We start from the raw sequence: 15181 nt of genomic DNA, 5'->3' as shown, positions 1-15181 counted from the left end.
CGCGCCGGCGGCGGGGGGACTGCCCCAGGAGGCGTATGACAGCCCGTTCGTCGCTCGCCCTGCCACGTTCCTGCCCCGCACTAACCCGCGTTCCCTTGCACCCCCCGCGACGCCCCTGCGCGCCCCGCCCGAGGGACCGCGAGACACGTTCGGTCGACGGCCCCCCGAGGCGGTTGCCTCCGAGGCGCACGTCGAGCCTGCCTTCACGGTCACGCCCCTACCCGACGATCCCGCGCCCGTGCCGCAACCCTCGCCGGAGGGGCGCGGCAAGCGGGGCCGGTCGGCGCGCTGGGTCCCTCCCGGCGAACCGGTCGAGATCCAGGGCCTGACGGTGACGGGAGGGCTGATCTACGTCGGCGAGAAGCTCGGGTCGGATCCGTGGCGCAGGGAGAACTGCCTGATCGATCCCGCGCTTCCCGTGGCGAAGGCGGGGCGGGGCTCGGCGACCGGCCTGACCTACTGGTGCCGGTACGACGGGCTGAACCCGGCGGGCCGCCGCGCCTACCTGGACTGGCTGGCCGGGGGGCGCTCCGACCCCGCGGCCAGCATCGCGCTCGTCTTCCTGTACTTCTACGGTCTGGAATACCGGCTGTTCAAGGAAGGGGTCGCGGCCGACGCGCCCGTGCTGGTCGCGGAGGTCGAGCGCCTGCGCGCGATCTACGGGGCGAACAGCTCGTTCCAGGCCTATGCGCGGAGCTTCGTCGAGGCCGCCCGGCTGTTGGTGCCCGCGGCGGAGGAGCGGCGTCCCGAGCTGAACCTCGACCCGAATTTCTACAGCTACGAACTGCCGCTCGCCGTCAGGGTCCATCTCGGCCGGAAGCTGGCCGACGGCCAGCCCCTCGACGCGGACGACGCCCTCCTCTGGCTGGCGGGCCTGCCCGACCGCGGCTTCCGCACGCCGGTGACGCGATGCCCGGACGAGTTCGCGGCGCTCTGGCGCCTCCGGTTCCCGGCCAAATACCCGAAGGGACTCAAGGTCGGCGCGCCGAAGGCGCGGATCAAGGCGTCCTATCGAGCCGCCAGTTCGACGTTCCAGGTGGACCTCAAGGCGCCGGGGTCCCTGCCCGATATCGCTGCCGTCTCCGCCCCCGTGAGGAAGCTCCGCGAGCTCGTCGAGGCCTGCACCGACGAGCTCGATGCGTTCAGCCGCTTCGTCGGCAGGCGCCCGGACGCCCGCGGGAGCGTGCAGGCGGCCCTGCTCCTGCCGCCGGACCTGGCCTGCGCAGGCGACGCGTGGACGGCCGTCGGCGAGCGCTGCGAGGCCCTGTTCGCCGCCGGAGCGGCCATGCCGGCCACGTCCCTGCGCCGGCTGCTTGAGGTGATGGAGATCCCGCTGCCGGAGGAAGGCCGCGTGCCGCAGGCCGGCGTGACGCAGCTCTGCCAAGCGCTCGACCGGGTCGGCATCGGCATCGAACCGGACCGCCGCTACGGGCCGGAACCTCGCGCCGGCGCCTCGGCCTCGGACGCCGATGCGGCGGTCGTCCTGTTCAAGGGGGCCGCCGGGGCACCGGTCGACGCGACACGCCCCGAGTACCTGGCGCTGCGCGGCGTCATCGAGGCCGCATGCCTCGCCGCGGCGTCGGACGGCGCGGTGTCCCAGGGCGCCGCCGACGGGATGCTCGCCGCGATCCGGGGCACCGATACCCTCAGCCTTGCCGAGAAATCCCGCCTGACCGCCTACGCCCTGTCGATCCACCGCAACCCGCCGAAGCCGCAGGGGATCCTGAGGCGGTTGGCGGGCCGCCCCCTGTCCGAGCGCCAGGCCTGCGCGCGGGCGGCGCTCGCGGCCGTCATGGCCGGCGGTCAAGCCAAACCCGCGGAGGTGCGGTTCCTCGAACGGTTGCACGCGTTCCTCGCGCTGCCGGCCGACGGGATCTACGCCGCCCTGCATCGCGGGCCGCTCGGGTCGGCCGCGTCGGCGGAGCCGCGGGGCGCCGACGGGAGCCAACCGCGCGGGGACGTCGGCGACCGCGCTTCCGGGCGCGTCGTCATCGACGCATCGCGGCTGGAGCGCGTTCGCCGCGAGACGCAGGCGGTCGCAAGCCTGCTCTCGGACATCTTCGTCGAGGACTCGGCGCCCGGGTCAGGTGCGGGCACGGTTTCGCCGCCGGGTGGCGTCGCCCCGGAAGCGCCCGCGCCGGCACCGGCGGACACGGGCCCGGCCGGGCTCGATCCGGCCCATGCCGGCCTGCTCGCCGCGGTCGCCGCATCCCCGGACCCGATGCCGCGCGAGGCGTTCGACCGGGCGGCCCGCGCGAACGGCCTGTTTCCCGACGGGGCGCTTGAGACCATCAACGAATGGGGCTTCGAGCGCTTCGACGAGGCCTTGATCGAGCACGACGACCCGGTCACCATCGCGGCCCACCTTCGCCTCCACCTGCTCCCCAGCACCACCGCCTAGCCCCATGCAGCCAGCCCCGACCATCCGCCCGCGGGACCGTGACGCGATCCTGCAGGCCCTCTCGGCCGGCGTCGTGCCGCGCACGGGCCTGCGCCACGTCCAGGTCGGGCGCGCCGCCGAGATCGCCGCCCTGGTGCGCGACATCGACCGCGTCGCCGACGAGGGGTCCTCGATCCGGTTCGTGATCGGCGAGTACGGGGCCGGGAAGACCTTCTTCCTCAACCTGGTCCGGCTCGTCGCCCTCGAACGCAAGCTCGTCACCGTGCACGCGGACCTCGCGCCGGACCGCCGCTTGCACGCCAGCGCGGGGCAGGCGCGGGCCCTCTACGCCGAGGCCCTGCGCAACATGGCGACCCGCACCAAGCCGGACGGGGGCGCCCTGGGCAGCGTCGTCGAGCGCTTCGTCACGGACGCGGTCAAGGAGGCGCAACAGGCCGGCCTGCCCGTCGAGCGGGTCATCGACCGCAGGCTCGCGCCGCTCCAGGACGAGGTCGGGGGCTACGACTACGCGGTCGTCCTGAAGGCGTACTGGCGCGGGAGCGAGGACGGGAACGAGGCGCTGAAGGCGGCGGCCCTGCGCTGGCTCCGCGGCGAGTTCTCGACGCGGACCGAGGCCCGGCAGGCGCTGGGCGTGCGGACCATCGTCGACGACGACAACGTCTACGACGCGCTCAAGCTGCTCGCCGCCTTCGTCCGGCTCGCGGGCTACGGCGGCCTGTTCGTCGTCTTCGACGAGCTGGTCAACCTGTACAAGCTCCAGAGCGCGCAGGCGCGCAACCAGAACTTCGAGCAGGTCCTGCGCATCCTCAACGATGTGCTGCAGGGGAACGTGCGCGGGCTCGGCCTGGCCCTGGGCGGCACGCCGGAATTCCTGCTCGACACCCGCCGCGGGCTGTACAGCTACCAGGCGCTCCAGAGCCGGCTGGCGGAGAATGCCTTCGCGAAGGGCGGCCTGGTCGACCTGTCGGGCCCGGTGATCCGGCTGCAGAACCTGACCCCGGAGGACATGCTGATCCTGCTGTCGAACATCCGGGCGGTGTTCGCCGGCGGCGACCCCGCCAGGCACCTCGTGCCGGACGAGGCGCTCGGCGCCTTCATGGGTCACTGCAACGACCGGATCGGCGAGGCCTACTTCCGGACGCCGCGCAACACGATCCGCGCCTTCGTTCAATTGCTTGCCGTCATCGAGCAGAACCCCGGCACGGGCTGGAAGGAGCTGCTCGGGCACGTCGAGGTCCGCAGCGACGACCAGGCAGATGACGCCGGGGCGGACGCCGACGTCCCCTCCAGCCCGGCGCCCGGCGATGAGCTCGTCAGCTTCCGCCTCTGAGCGGCGCCTCCGCGACGGGGCCTTCGACCGCCTCGCCCCGGAGGTCCGCTCCTGGATCCGGGAGCAGGGTTGGACGGGGCTGCGGGACATCCAGGCGCGCGCGATCGACGCCGTCCTCGACGGCGGTGACGACGTGTTGGTCGCCGCGGCGACGGCGGCCGGCAAGACCGAGGCGGCCTTCCTGCCCATCCTGACCCGGATCGCCGGCCGGGCCGAACCCGGCCTGGCGGTGCTCTACGTGAGCCCCCTGAAGGCGCTCATCAACGACCAGTTCCAGCGGCTCGACCAGCTCTGCGAGCGGATGGAGATCCCGCTTGTCCGCTGGCACGGGGATGCGCCGCAATCGGCCAAGGCGCGGATGCTGGCCAAGCCGGCCGGCATCGCCCTGATCACCCCGGAATCCGTCGAGGCCCTGCTGATCCGGCGTCCCGCCGATGCCAGTCGATTGCTGGCGGCGTTGGATTTCGTGGTCGTCGACGAAGTGCATGCCCTCCTGTCGGGCCCACGGGGGCTCCACCTGGCGTCGCTGCTGAGACGTGTCGAGGCCCTCGGCGCGCCGGGCAGGACGCGACGGGTCGGCCTGTCGGCCACCATCGGCGACGCCGAGGCTGCGGCGGCCTGGCTTCGCCCGACCGCGCCGGAGCGCGTCCGCCTGCTCCAGGACGGCGGGGCCGGCCTGGACCTCCAGCTTCGGATCCTCGGCTACCTGGAGCCGCTCGACGCCGACGGCACCGACGGGGCCGAGGCGGAGGGCGCGGCCGGCGCAGGGCCGGTGCCGGCACTCGACGCGATCACGGACCACCTGTTCGCCTCGCTGAGGGGCAGCAACAACCTGGTCTTCGGCGGCTCCAGGCGGCTGGTGGAGGCCCTCTCCGACAGGCTGCGGCGCCGGGCCGAACGGGGCGAGGTCCCCAACGAGTTCTTCCCGCACCACGGCAACCTCTCCAAGGAGTTGCGCGAGGAGCTCGAAAGCCGCCTCAAGGACGCGTCCCTGCCGACCACCGCGGTCTGCACCTCCACCCTGGAACTGGGCATCGACATCGGCTCGGTGCGGTCCGTCGCCCAGGTCGGCGCGCCCCGCTCGCTGGCGTCGCTGCGGCAGCGCCTGGGCCGGACGGGGCGGCGGCCGGGCGTGCCCGCCATCCTCCGGATCTACGTCCGCGAGCAGGAGCTCGACACGCGCTCCTCGGTCCTCGACGAGCTTCGCCAGGACGCGGTGCGCGCGGTCGCGGCCATCCGCCTGCTCGCCGCCCGCTTCGTGGAGCCGCCGCTGGCCAGCGACGCCGCGCTCGCGACCGCCCTGCTGCACCAGGTCCTGTCCGTGATCGCGCAGCGCGGCGGCGCCCGGGCCGACGCGCTCCATCGGCTTCTCTGCGGTCCCGGGGTGTTCGCCTCGGTGACGCCGGGCGACTTCGCGGAGCTGCTGCGCGGCGCGGCCCGGACGGGGGTGGGCCTCATCGAGCAGGCGCCGGACGGCACGCTGCTCCTGGGCGAGCGCGGCGAGCGCCTCGTCCACGCGCGCGAGTTCTACGCCCTGTTCGACAGCGGGGCGGAGTGGCGCCTGGTCGCCGGGACCCGGGCGCTCGGCACGATCCCGCTCACCAACGCGGTCGCCCAGGGCACCCTGGTCGTCTTCGCCGGGCGCCGCTGGCTGGTCGAGGAGGTGGACGAGCGGGCCCACGTCCTGCAGGTCTCCGCGCACCGGGGCGGGGTGATCCCGAAGTTCGAGCGGCTGTTCGCCGAGCCCACGCACGACCGCCTCCTCGCGGAGATGCGCGGCGTCTTCGAGGCCGACGACGTGCCGGCCTACCTCGACGCGCGGGCCCGCACCTTCCTCGCGGAGGGGCGGTCGGCCTACCGCCGCCTCGGTCTGGGACGCTCCCGGATGGTGCACACCGGGCGCGACCTTCACCTCTTCGCGTGGCGCGGCAGCGCGACGTGCGACGTCCTGGCGGTCATCCTGTCGATGCTCGGGTTGCCGGCGGAGCCGCACGACCTTGGCGTCACGCTCCCCGGGGTGAGCCCGGACGACGCCCGAGCGGTCCTGCGCAGGGTTGCGAGCATGGTGCCGGGCGATTTCGCGGCCGTCGCGGTGTTCGTCGGGACCATCCAGACCGCGAAGTACGACGAGCATGTTCCGGAGACGCTGCTGCGGCGCTTCTGGGCCCGGCGAAACGAGGGCGTCCTGGCGCGGATGCCGGGCTTGGCCGCCGAGATGCTCGACGGCGTGCCCGAAGCCTGACGCCCGGTGACGGGCGCGGCCGAGCGGGCCCAGGGGAAGCTGGCGACCCCGAGCGGGCCGCGCTGGGCACGGGCGCGCCGGGAAGAGCGCGCAAGCTCGCGCCCGGGCGCGGAGCCAAAGCCTCGGCCATCGTCAGGTTCGAGCAGGTTGTGCACGGCTGGGCCGGGGCGACTCGTACGAGCTTGACCGTTTCTTCAGCCTCGCCGGAGATGGGTGACGGTCGACGGTCGGGGAAATGATTCGCATGATGGCGCGCCGGACGGTGGTGATCCAAGGCCGCCTCGCCATGTCGGACGGCCGGCTGGCCGCCGCGCGCCGGTCCGACCATGGCGTCCAGCTCATGCCCGTGGAGCGCATGGTGGCGCGCCTCGCCGGGGGCTTCGCGCGACCGGTCGACGACGAGACGCTCAAGAGCCTTCTGCCGGCCGCCCTCGCCGAAACGGACCTCGGCGAGCTCGATCCCATCAAGACGCTGCCGGGCATGGTCGACGCCGCCGCCGAGACCGTGCGGAAGGCGTGGCTGGCCGCCTTCGACCTGGCGCGGTCGGCCGACCCGGCCGACCGGACCGCCTCGGTCCGGCGCCTGGAGGAGGCCGTCCTCGCCCGCCTGCCGGCCGGGATGATGCGGCCCGTCGACCTCGCCGAGGCCGCGCGGGCGCGTCTCGCCCACGCGCCGCGGGTGCTCGGGCCCGTCGAGATCGTCGGGCTCCCGGACGTGCCGCCGTGCTGGCGCGGCCTCGTCGCATCCCTGGTCGCGCACGTTCCCGTGACCTGGGTGGCGGGGCCGCGCTCCGTCCCGGATTGGGTGGAGGCGGCCGGCATCCGCGTCGTCACGTGCGCGCCGGAACGGCCGGCGGTCGCGGTCTGCAGCGCGGCGACCCCGAGGCACGAGGTCCTGGAGGCGCTGCGCTGGGCCCGCGAGCTGATGGCGTCCGGGCAGGCCGCGCCCGCGGACATCGCGGTCGCGGCCTGCCGCACCGAGGAGTACGACGACGTCGTGCTCGCGCTCCGGGCGGAGGCGAACCTCGACGTGCGCTTCGTCCACGGGGTGCCCGCCGCCAGCGTCCGCGAGGGGCAGGCCGCGGCCGCCCTCGCCGACGTCCTGGTCAGGGGGATCTCGCAGGACGGCGTCCGCCGCTTGGCGGCCCTCCTGCGCGACGGCCCCGGTCCCTTCGCCGCGTTGCCCGAGCGATGGACCCGCGTCCTTCCGCGCGAGGCGCCGCTGACCGACCCGACGGCCTGGGAACGGCTGCTGAACAGCCTCCGGGCAGAGGATTTCCCGGACGGGCAGGACCACGTCCCGGCGCTGCGGGACGTCGTGGGCGTGCTCGTGCAGGGCGTGTCGGTCGCGGCGGAGGCGGGAGAGCGCTTCCTGCACGGCCTGGCGCTCCGGATCTGGCGCAAGGCCTTGATCGAGGGGGCGCCGGCCGTCGTCGACCTGACGCTGGGACGCCTGCGCATCGACGACGGGGCGGACGCCTGCGCCTCGGTCGTCTGGGCCCCCGCCTCGGCGCTGGCCGCCGCCCCGCGGCGCTTCGTGCGCCTGCTCGGGCTGAGCTCGCGCGGCTGGCCGCAGGTCAGCGCGGAAGATCGGCTGCTGTCGGACCATCTCGTGCCGTCCCGTCTTCTCGACCCCTTCCCCAGGCCGCTGGCCGACAGGAGCGACTTCCGCGCGATTCTGGCCACCAGCGCCGGGGCCGTCGTGCTGTCCCGGCCGCGGCGCGGCCCCGACGGGCGCCTGCTCGGGAGGAGCCCGCTGCTGCGCGAGTTCGGCGCGGCCGAGACCTACCTGGGGCGCAACCGCGTCCCGGCCCACGCCGTGGGCGAGGTCGACCGACTCATGGCCCGGCCGGCGGAGTTCCGCGCGACGGCCCCGGCCATCTGCGCGGCGGGCTGCTGGCGGGCCTGGGGCCGGGCGGAGCTGACCGCGCACGACGGGCGCGTCCGGCCGGACCACCCGGTCGTGCTCGCGATCCTGGATCGCACCCATTCCGCCCGGTCGCTGCGCAAGCTCCTGCGCGACCCGCTGGGCTTCGTCTGGACCTACGGGCTCGGCCTGGAGACGGCCGACGCGGCCGCGGAGCCGCTCACGCTCGGTCATCAGGCCTTCGGCAACCTCCTGCACGAGGTGCTCGAACGCGCGGTGGTCGCCCTGGAGGCGGATGGCGGCTTCGCCCCGTCGACGGACGCGGGCAAGCGCCGGGCGCTGGCCGCGGTCCTCGCCACCGTCGCCGAGGTCTGGGAGCGCGAGCGCCCGATCCCGCCGCGGCTGATCTGGCGGCGGACCCTGGACGAGACGGCCGCGCTCGCCCTGGCCGCGCTCACCCACCCCGACCAGCCTCTCCTCGGGCAGGGAAGCTGGGTCGAGGTCCCGTTCGGCGGGCAGCCGCCGAAGCGCGACCACCACCCCCTCCCCTGGGACAGCGACGCCACGGTCACGATACCCGGCACCGGTTTCCGGATCTCCGGCTACATCGACCGGCTCGACCTGTCGCACGACCGCGGCAGCGCGCGGGTGCGCGACTACAAGACCGGCAAGCCCCGCGAGGCGGGGACGGTCCTCGACGGCGGCCGCGAACTGCAGCGGTGCCTGTACGGCTACGCCACCCGCGTGCTCCTCGGCGCGGACGTGTCGATCGATGCCTCGCTGCACTTCCCGCGGGAATCCCTGTGCCTCCGGCTCGAACGGCCGGACGAGGCCCTCGACGAGCTGGCCACGTATCTCGTCGCGGCCGGCGCGAGCCTGCGGGCCGGCAACGCCTTCGCCGGCCCCGATGCCCGGGATGCCTGGAACGACCTGGCCTTCGCGCTGCCGGCGAACGCCGACAAGACCTACTGCCCGCGCAAGCACGACCTGGTGACGACGGCGCTCGGCGAGGCCGCCCGCGTCTGGGAGGCCGCCTGATGACCGCCCACGACCGGGGCCTCGCCGACGCGGCCCAGCGCGCGCTCGCCATGACCGCCCACGACAGGTCGCTGCTCGTGGAGGCCGGGGCCGGATCCGGGAAGACGGCGCTGATGGCCGGCCGCATCGCCATGATGCTGGCCGCGGGCGTCGCCCCCGGATCCATCGCGGCGGTCACCTTCACGGAACTCGCCGCCAGCGAGCTGCTGGAGCGCGTCGGCGAGGTCGTCGGCCGGCTGGTCGAGGGGCAGGTCCCGGAGGAGCTGCGGGTCGTCCTCCCGAACGGGTTGTCTCCGGATCAGCGAGCCCGGCTGGTCGAGGCCGGCGAGCATCTCGACGCGCTGGCCTGCACCACCATCCACGGGTTCTGCCAGCGCCTGGTCAAGCCCTACCCGGTCGAGGCCGACATCGACCCGGGCGCCCGGGTCGCCGACGAGGCGGAGGCGGACGGCATCTTCCAGGATCTGCGCGACGGCTGGCTCCGCGAGTGCCTCTCCGGCGGCGGCGGCCTTGTCGCGGAGATGGTGCTGGCCGACCCGGACGCGGCCCTGGCGGCCATCGACCGCGTGGCCGGCTGCCTGCGCGAGGGGCGCGCGGTGGGCACCGCGCCGGCGGAACCCCTTCCCGACCTGGTGCGGGCCTTCGGCGCCAGCGTGCAGGCCTTCGCGGACTTCCAGCGGAGCTGCGGGGTTTCCGAGGGTGAGACCGCCGCGAACGTGCGGGCGTTCCAGGCGATGGCCGCGCGGCTGCCGGACACCGGCGTCGCCGACGCCGACCTCGTCGCCATCCTGACGGCGGCGGCGGAGGCGAGCCTGTGCAAGGCGGACGGCGACTTCGCGAAGTACCGCGGGGGCAAAGGCAAGTGGGCCGGCGCCGCCAAGCTGGTCGGCCTTCCGAAGACGGAGGCCGACCGGCTCCAGGCGTCGGCCGAGCGCCTGCACGTCGCGTGCTGCGAGGCTTGGCGCCGGCTGAAGGCCAACGCCGCGAGCGAACTCCTGGCCAGGCTCGTCGGAACGGTGCGGACCGTTCTCGACCGGTACCAGGCCCGAAAGCGCGACGGCGCCCTGCTCGATTTCGACGACCTGATCGCCGCGGCCGCCACGCTGCTCCGCGCGCACGAGACCGTGCGGCAGGCGCTGGGGCGCCGCTACCGCCACGTCCTGGTCGACGAGTTCCAGGACACGGACCCGATTCAGACGGAGATCCTCTGGCGGCTGTGCGGCGAGCTGCCCGACGGCGCGGCCGACGCGTGGACGGAACGCGTGCTGCGGCCGGGCGCGCTGTTCCTGGTCGGCGATCCGAAGCAGGCGATCTACCGCTTCCGCGGGGCGGACGTGTCGACCTACGTCCGGGCGCGCGACCGCATCCTCGCGCGCTCGCCCGACGACGTCCTCGCGATCTCGACGAACTTCCGGTCCTGCCGCTCGATCCTCGCCTACGTGGACGAACGCTTCGGCGACATCCTGAACGGGGTCGGGCAACCCGGGTTCGCGGCGCTCGACGCCTTCCATCCCGACCACGACCGCGGACCCTGCATCGCGGCGCTCGACGTGCCGGCCGGTGCCGACGGGGCGAAGCGGACCGCGGAGGCGCTGCGCGACGCCGAGGCGGAAGCGGTCGCGGACCTTTGCGCGCGCCTGATCGGGCACCAGCTCGTGACCTGCAAGCGCGCGGGCACCCGCACGCTCCGGGCCGGCGACATCGCGCTGCTGGCACCGAGCGGGAGCGACCTCTGGCGGTACGAGGAGGCGCTTGAGGCCAGGGGCATCCCCGTCTCGACCCAGGCCGGCAAGGGCTTCTTCCGGCGGCAGGAGGTGCATGACCTGATCGCGCTGACGCGGGTGCTCGCCGACCCGCGCGACACGCTCGCGCTCGGGGCCCTGCTGCGGGGGCCGGCCGTCGGCCTGACCGACGAGGAGTTGCTCGACCTCGTCGACGGACTGCCGCGCGACCCGGAGCGCCCGGAGAGCGTCCCCAGGCTGCGCCTGCACGTCGATGTCGCGCACGTGAACCATCCGGTGGCCCGGCCGGTGCTGGAACGGTTGCAGGCCCTGGCGAAGCGGGCGCTCGGCACGACACCGCACGACATCCTCAGCCAAGCCGTCGACGCGCTCATGCTGCGCCCGGTGGTGCAGCAGCGTCACGACGGCCACGCCGAGAGGGCGCTGGCCAACATCGACCTGTTCCTGGAAATGTCGCGCCCGTTCGCCGTGCGCGGCCTGCGGGCCTTCGCGGGGGCGATGAGGGCGGCCTGGGAGGGCCGGACGCGCACGGTCGAGGGCCGGCCGGACGCGCAGGAGGCCGCGGTCTCCTTGCTCACCATGCACGCGTCCAAGGGGCTCGAATGGCCCGTCGTGATCCCGATCAACACCACCACCCGGACCAAGGCCGTCTCCGGAGCCCTGGTCGACCGCGCCTCGAACTGTCTCTACTGCCCGGTCTTCGGGGTGCGCCCGGCCGGTTACGACGAGGCGCTGGAGGCCGAGAAGCGCGAGGTCGGGAACGAGCGGGTCCGCCTCTGGTACGTGGCGGCGACGCGGGCCCGCGAGACGCTGGTGCTCACGCGGTTCGCCGAGCCGGGCGCCAGCACGTCCTGGTCGGCGGTGGTCGACCTCGGGCTGGCGGATTTGCCGTCCATCGACGTGGAGCGGCTGCCGGTCGGGACGCCGGCCGTCGCGCCGGAATTCGCGAACGGTCAGACACGGGAAATCTTCGCCGCCGAGGCCGCCGCCGTCGCCCGGCAGCGCCGCTTGCGCTGGATCGTCCCCAGCCGCGGCGATGCGGCGGGTCCCGAGACGTCCGGCGCCCCCGGCCTGGTCGAGGGCGGTACCGACGGCGGGCGCGGACCCGGGGGACGGCCGACAGGCAGCCGGGAGCGCGGCATCCTCATCCACAAGCTGCTGGAGGAGATCCTCACGGGCGAGGCGAGCGAAGGCGACGATCTCGGACGGCGCGCCGGGCTCCTCGCCCGGCAGCTCGGTCTCGGAACCGGCGACGCTGCCGGGGCCGAGGTCGACCTGGCCGAGGTCGCGGCCAGCGTGACCCGGGCGCTCGGCCTTCCCGAGATCGCCGGGATCCGCGAGCGCCTCCAGGCCGAGTTGCCCGTGTTCGGGTTCGAGAGCCTCGCCGACGAGGACCAGGCGACGGCGGGCGTGGTGGACGCGATTGCCTGCGACGCGGTCGGCAAGCCGGACATCGTGGTGGACTGGAAAAGCGACGTGGATCCTGCGGAGGCGGTCCTCGCCGACTACCGGCGTCAGGTGGCCCGATACCTTCTCGCGACGGGCGCGCGCCTCGGCCTGATCGTCTTCGTGACGAGCGGCCGGGTCGTCCCGGTGACCCGCGCCGCGATGGCCGACGTCGGGGCTGGATGAGCGACGAGGAAGAGCGGCCGGGCTTCCGCAGGCCGCTGCGCGGGCATCACCCGGCCTGTTCGGAAGGCCGCCATGTTCCCGGAACGGAGGGTCCGGTGCCGATGCCTGGGGAGAAGCCTTGCCTCGACGTGGGAGCCTGCGCCTTCGCGAACGGCGGAGGAAGGCACTCATCACTTGCCAGGTCAACGCGGCTCGGCCTGCTCCGGCTCGTGAATGAGCAAGGACGCAGAGTGTGAGCAAGTTCAAGCGGTTGACAGCGGATCCCCGGGTCTGCGTGAAGAGCGCATGAAACAGTCCGTTCCCGGGGATCGGCAGGCTCGGTCGCTGGCCGGCGCCGACGGGCGTGGGCGGGCGCGTGTGCTCTGCCCGTCCCGGTGTGGCCGACGCCGCCGTCCCGTGCTGGCCGCGGCGCGGACCATGAACCCGTTGCGCGAGAGCGACCTGCCGGGCGGTCTCCCCCGAGCGCGTGCCGAGCCCGCCGCTGCCGACTGAATTCCGGTGGCGCCGCCTTGAGACGTCCATCAGAGAGCTTCCCGGACGGCTTCGAGCGCGCGCTCCCGCCCGCAGGCGCGGTTGTCCTGCGTCCCACGGTGGACTCACCGGCTTCGACGGATGATGCTCCCGCGGGAAACATGCGATGCCGGGCGAAGATGTCGAGCGCGTTACGCGCCGGCCACGTCTGCCTGCCCGGCATCGCCAGGGTTGGGAATTCCTGTCAGAGCCACCATGTTAGTGCCAGCTAAAACAGGGTTGTCTAATACAGGGCGGCCGACGTCGATGGATGCGGTGACAACGACCGACCTGCTGCGCCTTCAGGACAAGGCGGCCGATGCCGCGCGCCTGCTGCGCCTTCTCGCGAACGAGAAGCGTCTCCTCATCCTATGCCTGCTGGTCGCCCGGGGCGAGATGGACGTGACGAGCCTGGCCGAGGCGGTGGACCTCAGCCAATCGGCCCTCTCGCAGCATCTTGCCAAGCTGCGCGAGGACGGGCTGGTCGCCTTCCGGCGCGAGAGCCAGACGCTCCACTATCGCCTGGAGGATCCCCGCGCCGCGCGCCTGCTCGCGACGCTCAAGGACATCTTCTGCCCGGAGGCGGGCTGATCGGGTAACCAGGGCTCCGCCAGGCGCGCGCTCCGCCGCGTCGGCGGCTTGGCCGTCCACCCAGCGCCGCCGTGACGGCGTGGTCGACCCGGCTGCCACGGTCGTCGGCTCCGGGGCCAACCGGATCGGAACCCCCGGCGTGCCCGCAGGGCGTCGCGCTCGACATCGATCGCCCGGGCGGCCCGAAGGTCGAGGCGCCTCAGGACAGGCAACGGCGGGCCCCAGTCCTGGACGGCGTGAGGCGGCAGAAAGGCGGCCACGGCCGCCGGGAGCCGTGACCGGCGCCGGTCCGTGACCGCTCCCGAGAGCCATCCCGGCCAGCGTCGCCGCGTTGGCCGCCGACGTGGGCCCGCGATCCCATTCCCGTCCAGTTCGCGCGACCGCCGGCCGCTCGCCTCGGGATGCCCCCGTGCCAGCGGAGGCTCTCGTGAAGCGCCGCCTCGATCCGGCGGTTCACGCCAGGGGCGGTGTGGAGCGCGGCCCGTTCCGCCGTCCCGGACCATCCGGCGTCTCCCCGCCATCCCTTGACATTTGATTAGATATTTCTAATTTAGACATCACTAATCTGGTGGCGCCGTCGCTGGACGCTGCCGCTCACGACGGCCACGCCCCCGGCGCCTGAGGGATCGCTCCAAGCCTGCGCGAGACGCCCGGCACCGCGGTCCAGGAGTGAGTGCCATGGATACCTTCACCCCGCTTTCCGCCGTTTTCGGCGGTCTCATGATCGGCGCCTCCGCAGCGCTCTTCCTGATACTCAACGGCCGCATCGCGGGCGTCAGCGGCATTCTGGGCGGCCTGCTGCCGCCGAGCACCGGCGGGATCGGCTGGCGCGCCGCCTTCCTCGCCGGCCTGCTTCTCGCGCCCCTCGTCCACGCCGGCCTCGGCGGCGGCAGGCCGCCCGTGGCGGTCGAGGCCTCGCTCCCGCTCCTCGGGCTTGCGGGATTGCTGGTCGGTTTCGGCGCGCGGCTCGGAGCCGGCTGCACCAGCGGCCACGGCGTCTGCGGCGTCGGCCGCGGCTCGCCCCGCTCACTCGTGGCGACCGGCACATTCATGGCCGCCGCCGCCGTGACGGTCTTCGTCACGCGTCACCTGATCGGAGCCTGACCATGTCCAGGATCGTGTCCGCGTTCGCGGCCGGCCTGCTGTTCGGGCTTGGCCTCATCGTCTCCGGCATGGCCAACCCGGCCAAGGTCCTCGCCTTCCTCGACGTGACCGGCCGCTGGGACCCGAGCCTCGCCTTCGTCATGGCGGGTGCCGTCACGGTCTCGGCCGCCGGTTACCGCATCGCGACGCGCCGGGGCCGGCCAGTGCTCGCGCCCAAGCTGGAGATCCCGACGCGGCGCGACCTCGATCCGCGCTTGCTGACGGGCGCCGCGGTCTTCGGCATCGGCTGGGGCTTGGCCGGCCTCTGCCCCGGGCCGGCGCTGACCCTCCTCTCGGTCGTGCCGACCCGGGCCGCGGTCTTCGTCGCCGCCATGGTCGTCGGCATGCTGCTGTTCCAGGCCCTGCCATCCGCCGTCTCCCGGCAAGCGGCGTCCACCTCTGCCGCGCCGGCGGATGCGTGATGGCGAGCTTCGTCACCTTCGGCCTGGCGGCGGGCTCGGGTGGGCTCGTCGGCGTGGTCCTCGGCCTCGTCGGCGGAGGCGGCTCGATCCTGGCAGTGCCCCTCCTGACCTACGCGGTCGGCGTGAACTCGCCCCATGTCGCCATCGGCACCAGCGCCCTGGCGGTCTCGGTCAGCGCGGCCGGCAACCTCGTCCCGCAGTGGCGGGCCGGGAACGTGAAGTGGCGGTGCGCAGGGGCGTTCTCGCTCGCCGGCGTCCTCGGC

At 73.9% G+C, this 15181-nt stretch carries 9 protein-coding genes; all 9 read left to right on the top strand.

Features of this window, described 5'->3' with window-relative positions; all coding sequences use genetic code 11:
* Window positions 1-238: 238 nt before the first annotated feature.
* Window positions 239-2401: a TerB N-terminal domain-containing protein gene (locus tag MZTS_RS17600; protein WP_253515253.1), complete on the top strand. Its 2163-nt coding sequence runs from the start codon at window positions 239-241 to the stop codon at window positions 2399-2401.
* 4 nt (window positions 2402-2405) lie between these two features.
* The gene (locus MZTS_RS17595) at window positions 2406-3731 is read left to right on the top strand and encodes an ATP-binding protein (RefSeq protein ID WP_066925038.1); all 1326 of its coding nucleotides are present in this window, start codon (window positions 2406-2408) and stop codon (window positions 3729-3731) included.
* Window positions 3706-5973, top strand: a complete 2268-nt coding sequence (locus MZTS_RS17590; protein WP_192284812.1) for a DEAD/DEAH box helicase — start codon at window positions 3706-3708, stop codon at window positions 5971-5973. The genes MZTS_RS17595 and MZTS_RS17590 overlap by 26 nt, the downstream gene beginning before the upstream one ends.
* Window positions 5974-6217: 244 nt before the next feature.
* Window positions 6218-8878: a PD-(D/E)XK nuclease family protein gene (locus MZTS_RS17585; RefSeq protein ID WP_153874040.1), complete on the top strand. Its 2661-nt coding sequence runs from the start codon at window positions 6218-6220 to the stop codon at window positions 8876-8878.
* Window positions 8878-12252 carry a UvrD-helicase domain-containing protein gene (locus MZTS_RS17580; RefSeq protein ID WP_066918778.1) on the top strand — a complete coding sequence of 1125 codons (3375 nt, stop codon included), beginning with the start codon at window positions 8878-8880 and terminating at the stop codon, window positions 12250-12252. The genes MZTS_RS17585 and MZTS_RS17580 overlap by 1 nt, the downstream gene beginning before the upstream one ends.
* 777 nt (window positions 12253-13029) lie before the next feature.
* Entirely contained in the window at window positions 13030-13353 is a 324-nt protein-coding gene (locus MZTS_RS17575) for an ArsR/SmtB family transcription factor (RefSeq protein ID WP_012752930.1), read from the top strand.
* Between the two features lie 678 nt (window positions 13354-14031).
* A complete protein-coding gene (locus MZTS_RS17570; protein WP_066918776.1) occupies window positions 14032-14457 on the top strand; it encodes a YeeE/YedE family protein in 426 nt (141 codons plus the stop codon).
* 2 nt (window positions 14458-14459) lie between these two features.
* Window positions 14460-14918 carry a YeeE/YedE family protein gene (locus tag MZTS_RS17565; RefSeq protein ID WP_012752928.1) on the top strand — a complete coding sequence of 153 codons (459 nt, stop codon included), beginning with the start codon at window positions 14460-14462 and terminating at the stop codon, window positions 14916-14918.
* A partial coding sequence (locus MZTS_RS17560; RefSeq protein WP_192284811.1) for a TSUP family transporter occupies window positions 14918-15181 on the top strand: 264 nt, incomplete at its 3' end. The genes MZTS_RS17565 and MZTS_RS17560, both read left to right, overlap by 1 nt.

This window comes from Methylorubrum zatmanii (genome assembly GCF_014845115.1).
Taxonomy (GTDB): Bacteria; Pseudomonadota; Alphaproteobacteria; order Rhizobiales; family Beijerinckiaceae; genus Methylobacterium; species Methylobacterium zatmanii.
This window is presented reverse-complemented; position numbering and strand designations above follow the sequence as displayed.

Excerpts from the sequence above, each read along its gene's own strand:
- MZTS_RS17565 (WP_012752928.1), top strand. The coding sequence starts at position 14,460 with ATGTCCAGGATCGTGTCCGCGTTCGCGGCCGGCCTGCTGTTCGGGCTT.
- MZTS_RS17570 (WP_066918776.1), top strand. The coding sequence starts at position 14,032 with ATGGATACCTTCACCCCGCTTTCCGCCGTTTTCGGCGGTCTCATGATC.
- MZTS_RS17580 (WP_066918778.1), top strand. The coding sequence starts at position 8,878 with ATGACCGCCCACGACCGGGGCCTCGCCGACGCGGCCCAGCGCGCGCTC.
- MZTS_RS17575 (WP_012752930.1), top strand. The coding sequence starts at position 13,030 with ATGGATGCGGTGACAACGACCGACCTGCTGCGCCTTCAGGACAAGGCG.
- MZTS_RS17595 (WP_066925038.1), top strand. The coding sequence starts at position 2,406 with ATGCAGCCAGCCCCGACCATCCGCCCGCGGGACCGTGACGCGATCCTG.
- MZTS_RS17585 (WP_153874040.1), top strand. The coding sequence starts at position 6,218 with ATGATGGCGCGCCGGACGGTGGTGATCCAAGGCCGCCTCGCCATGTCG.
- MZTS_RS17590 (WP_192284812.1), top strand. The coding sequence starts at position 3,706 with ATGAGCTCGTCAGCTTCCGCCTCTGAGCGGCGCCTCCGCGACGGGGCC.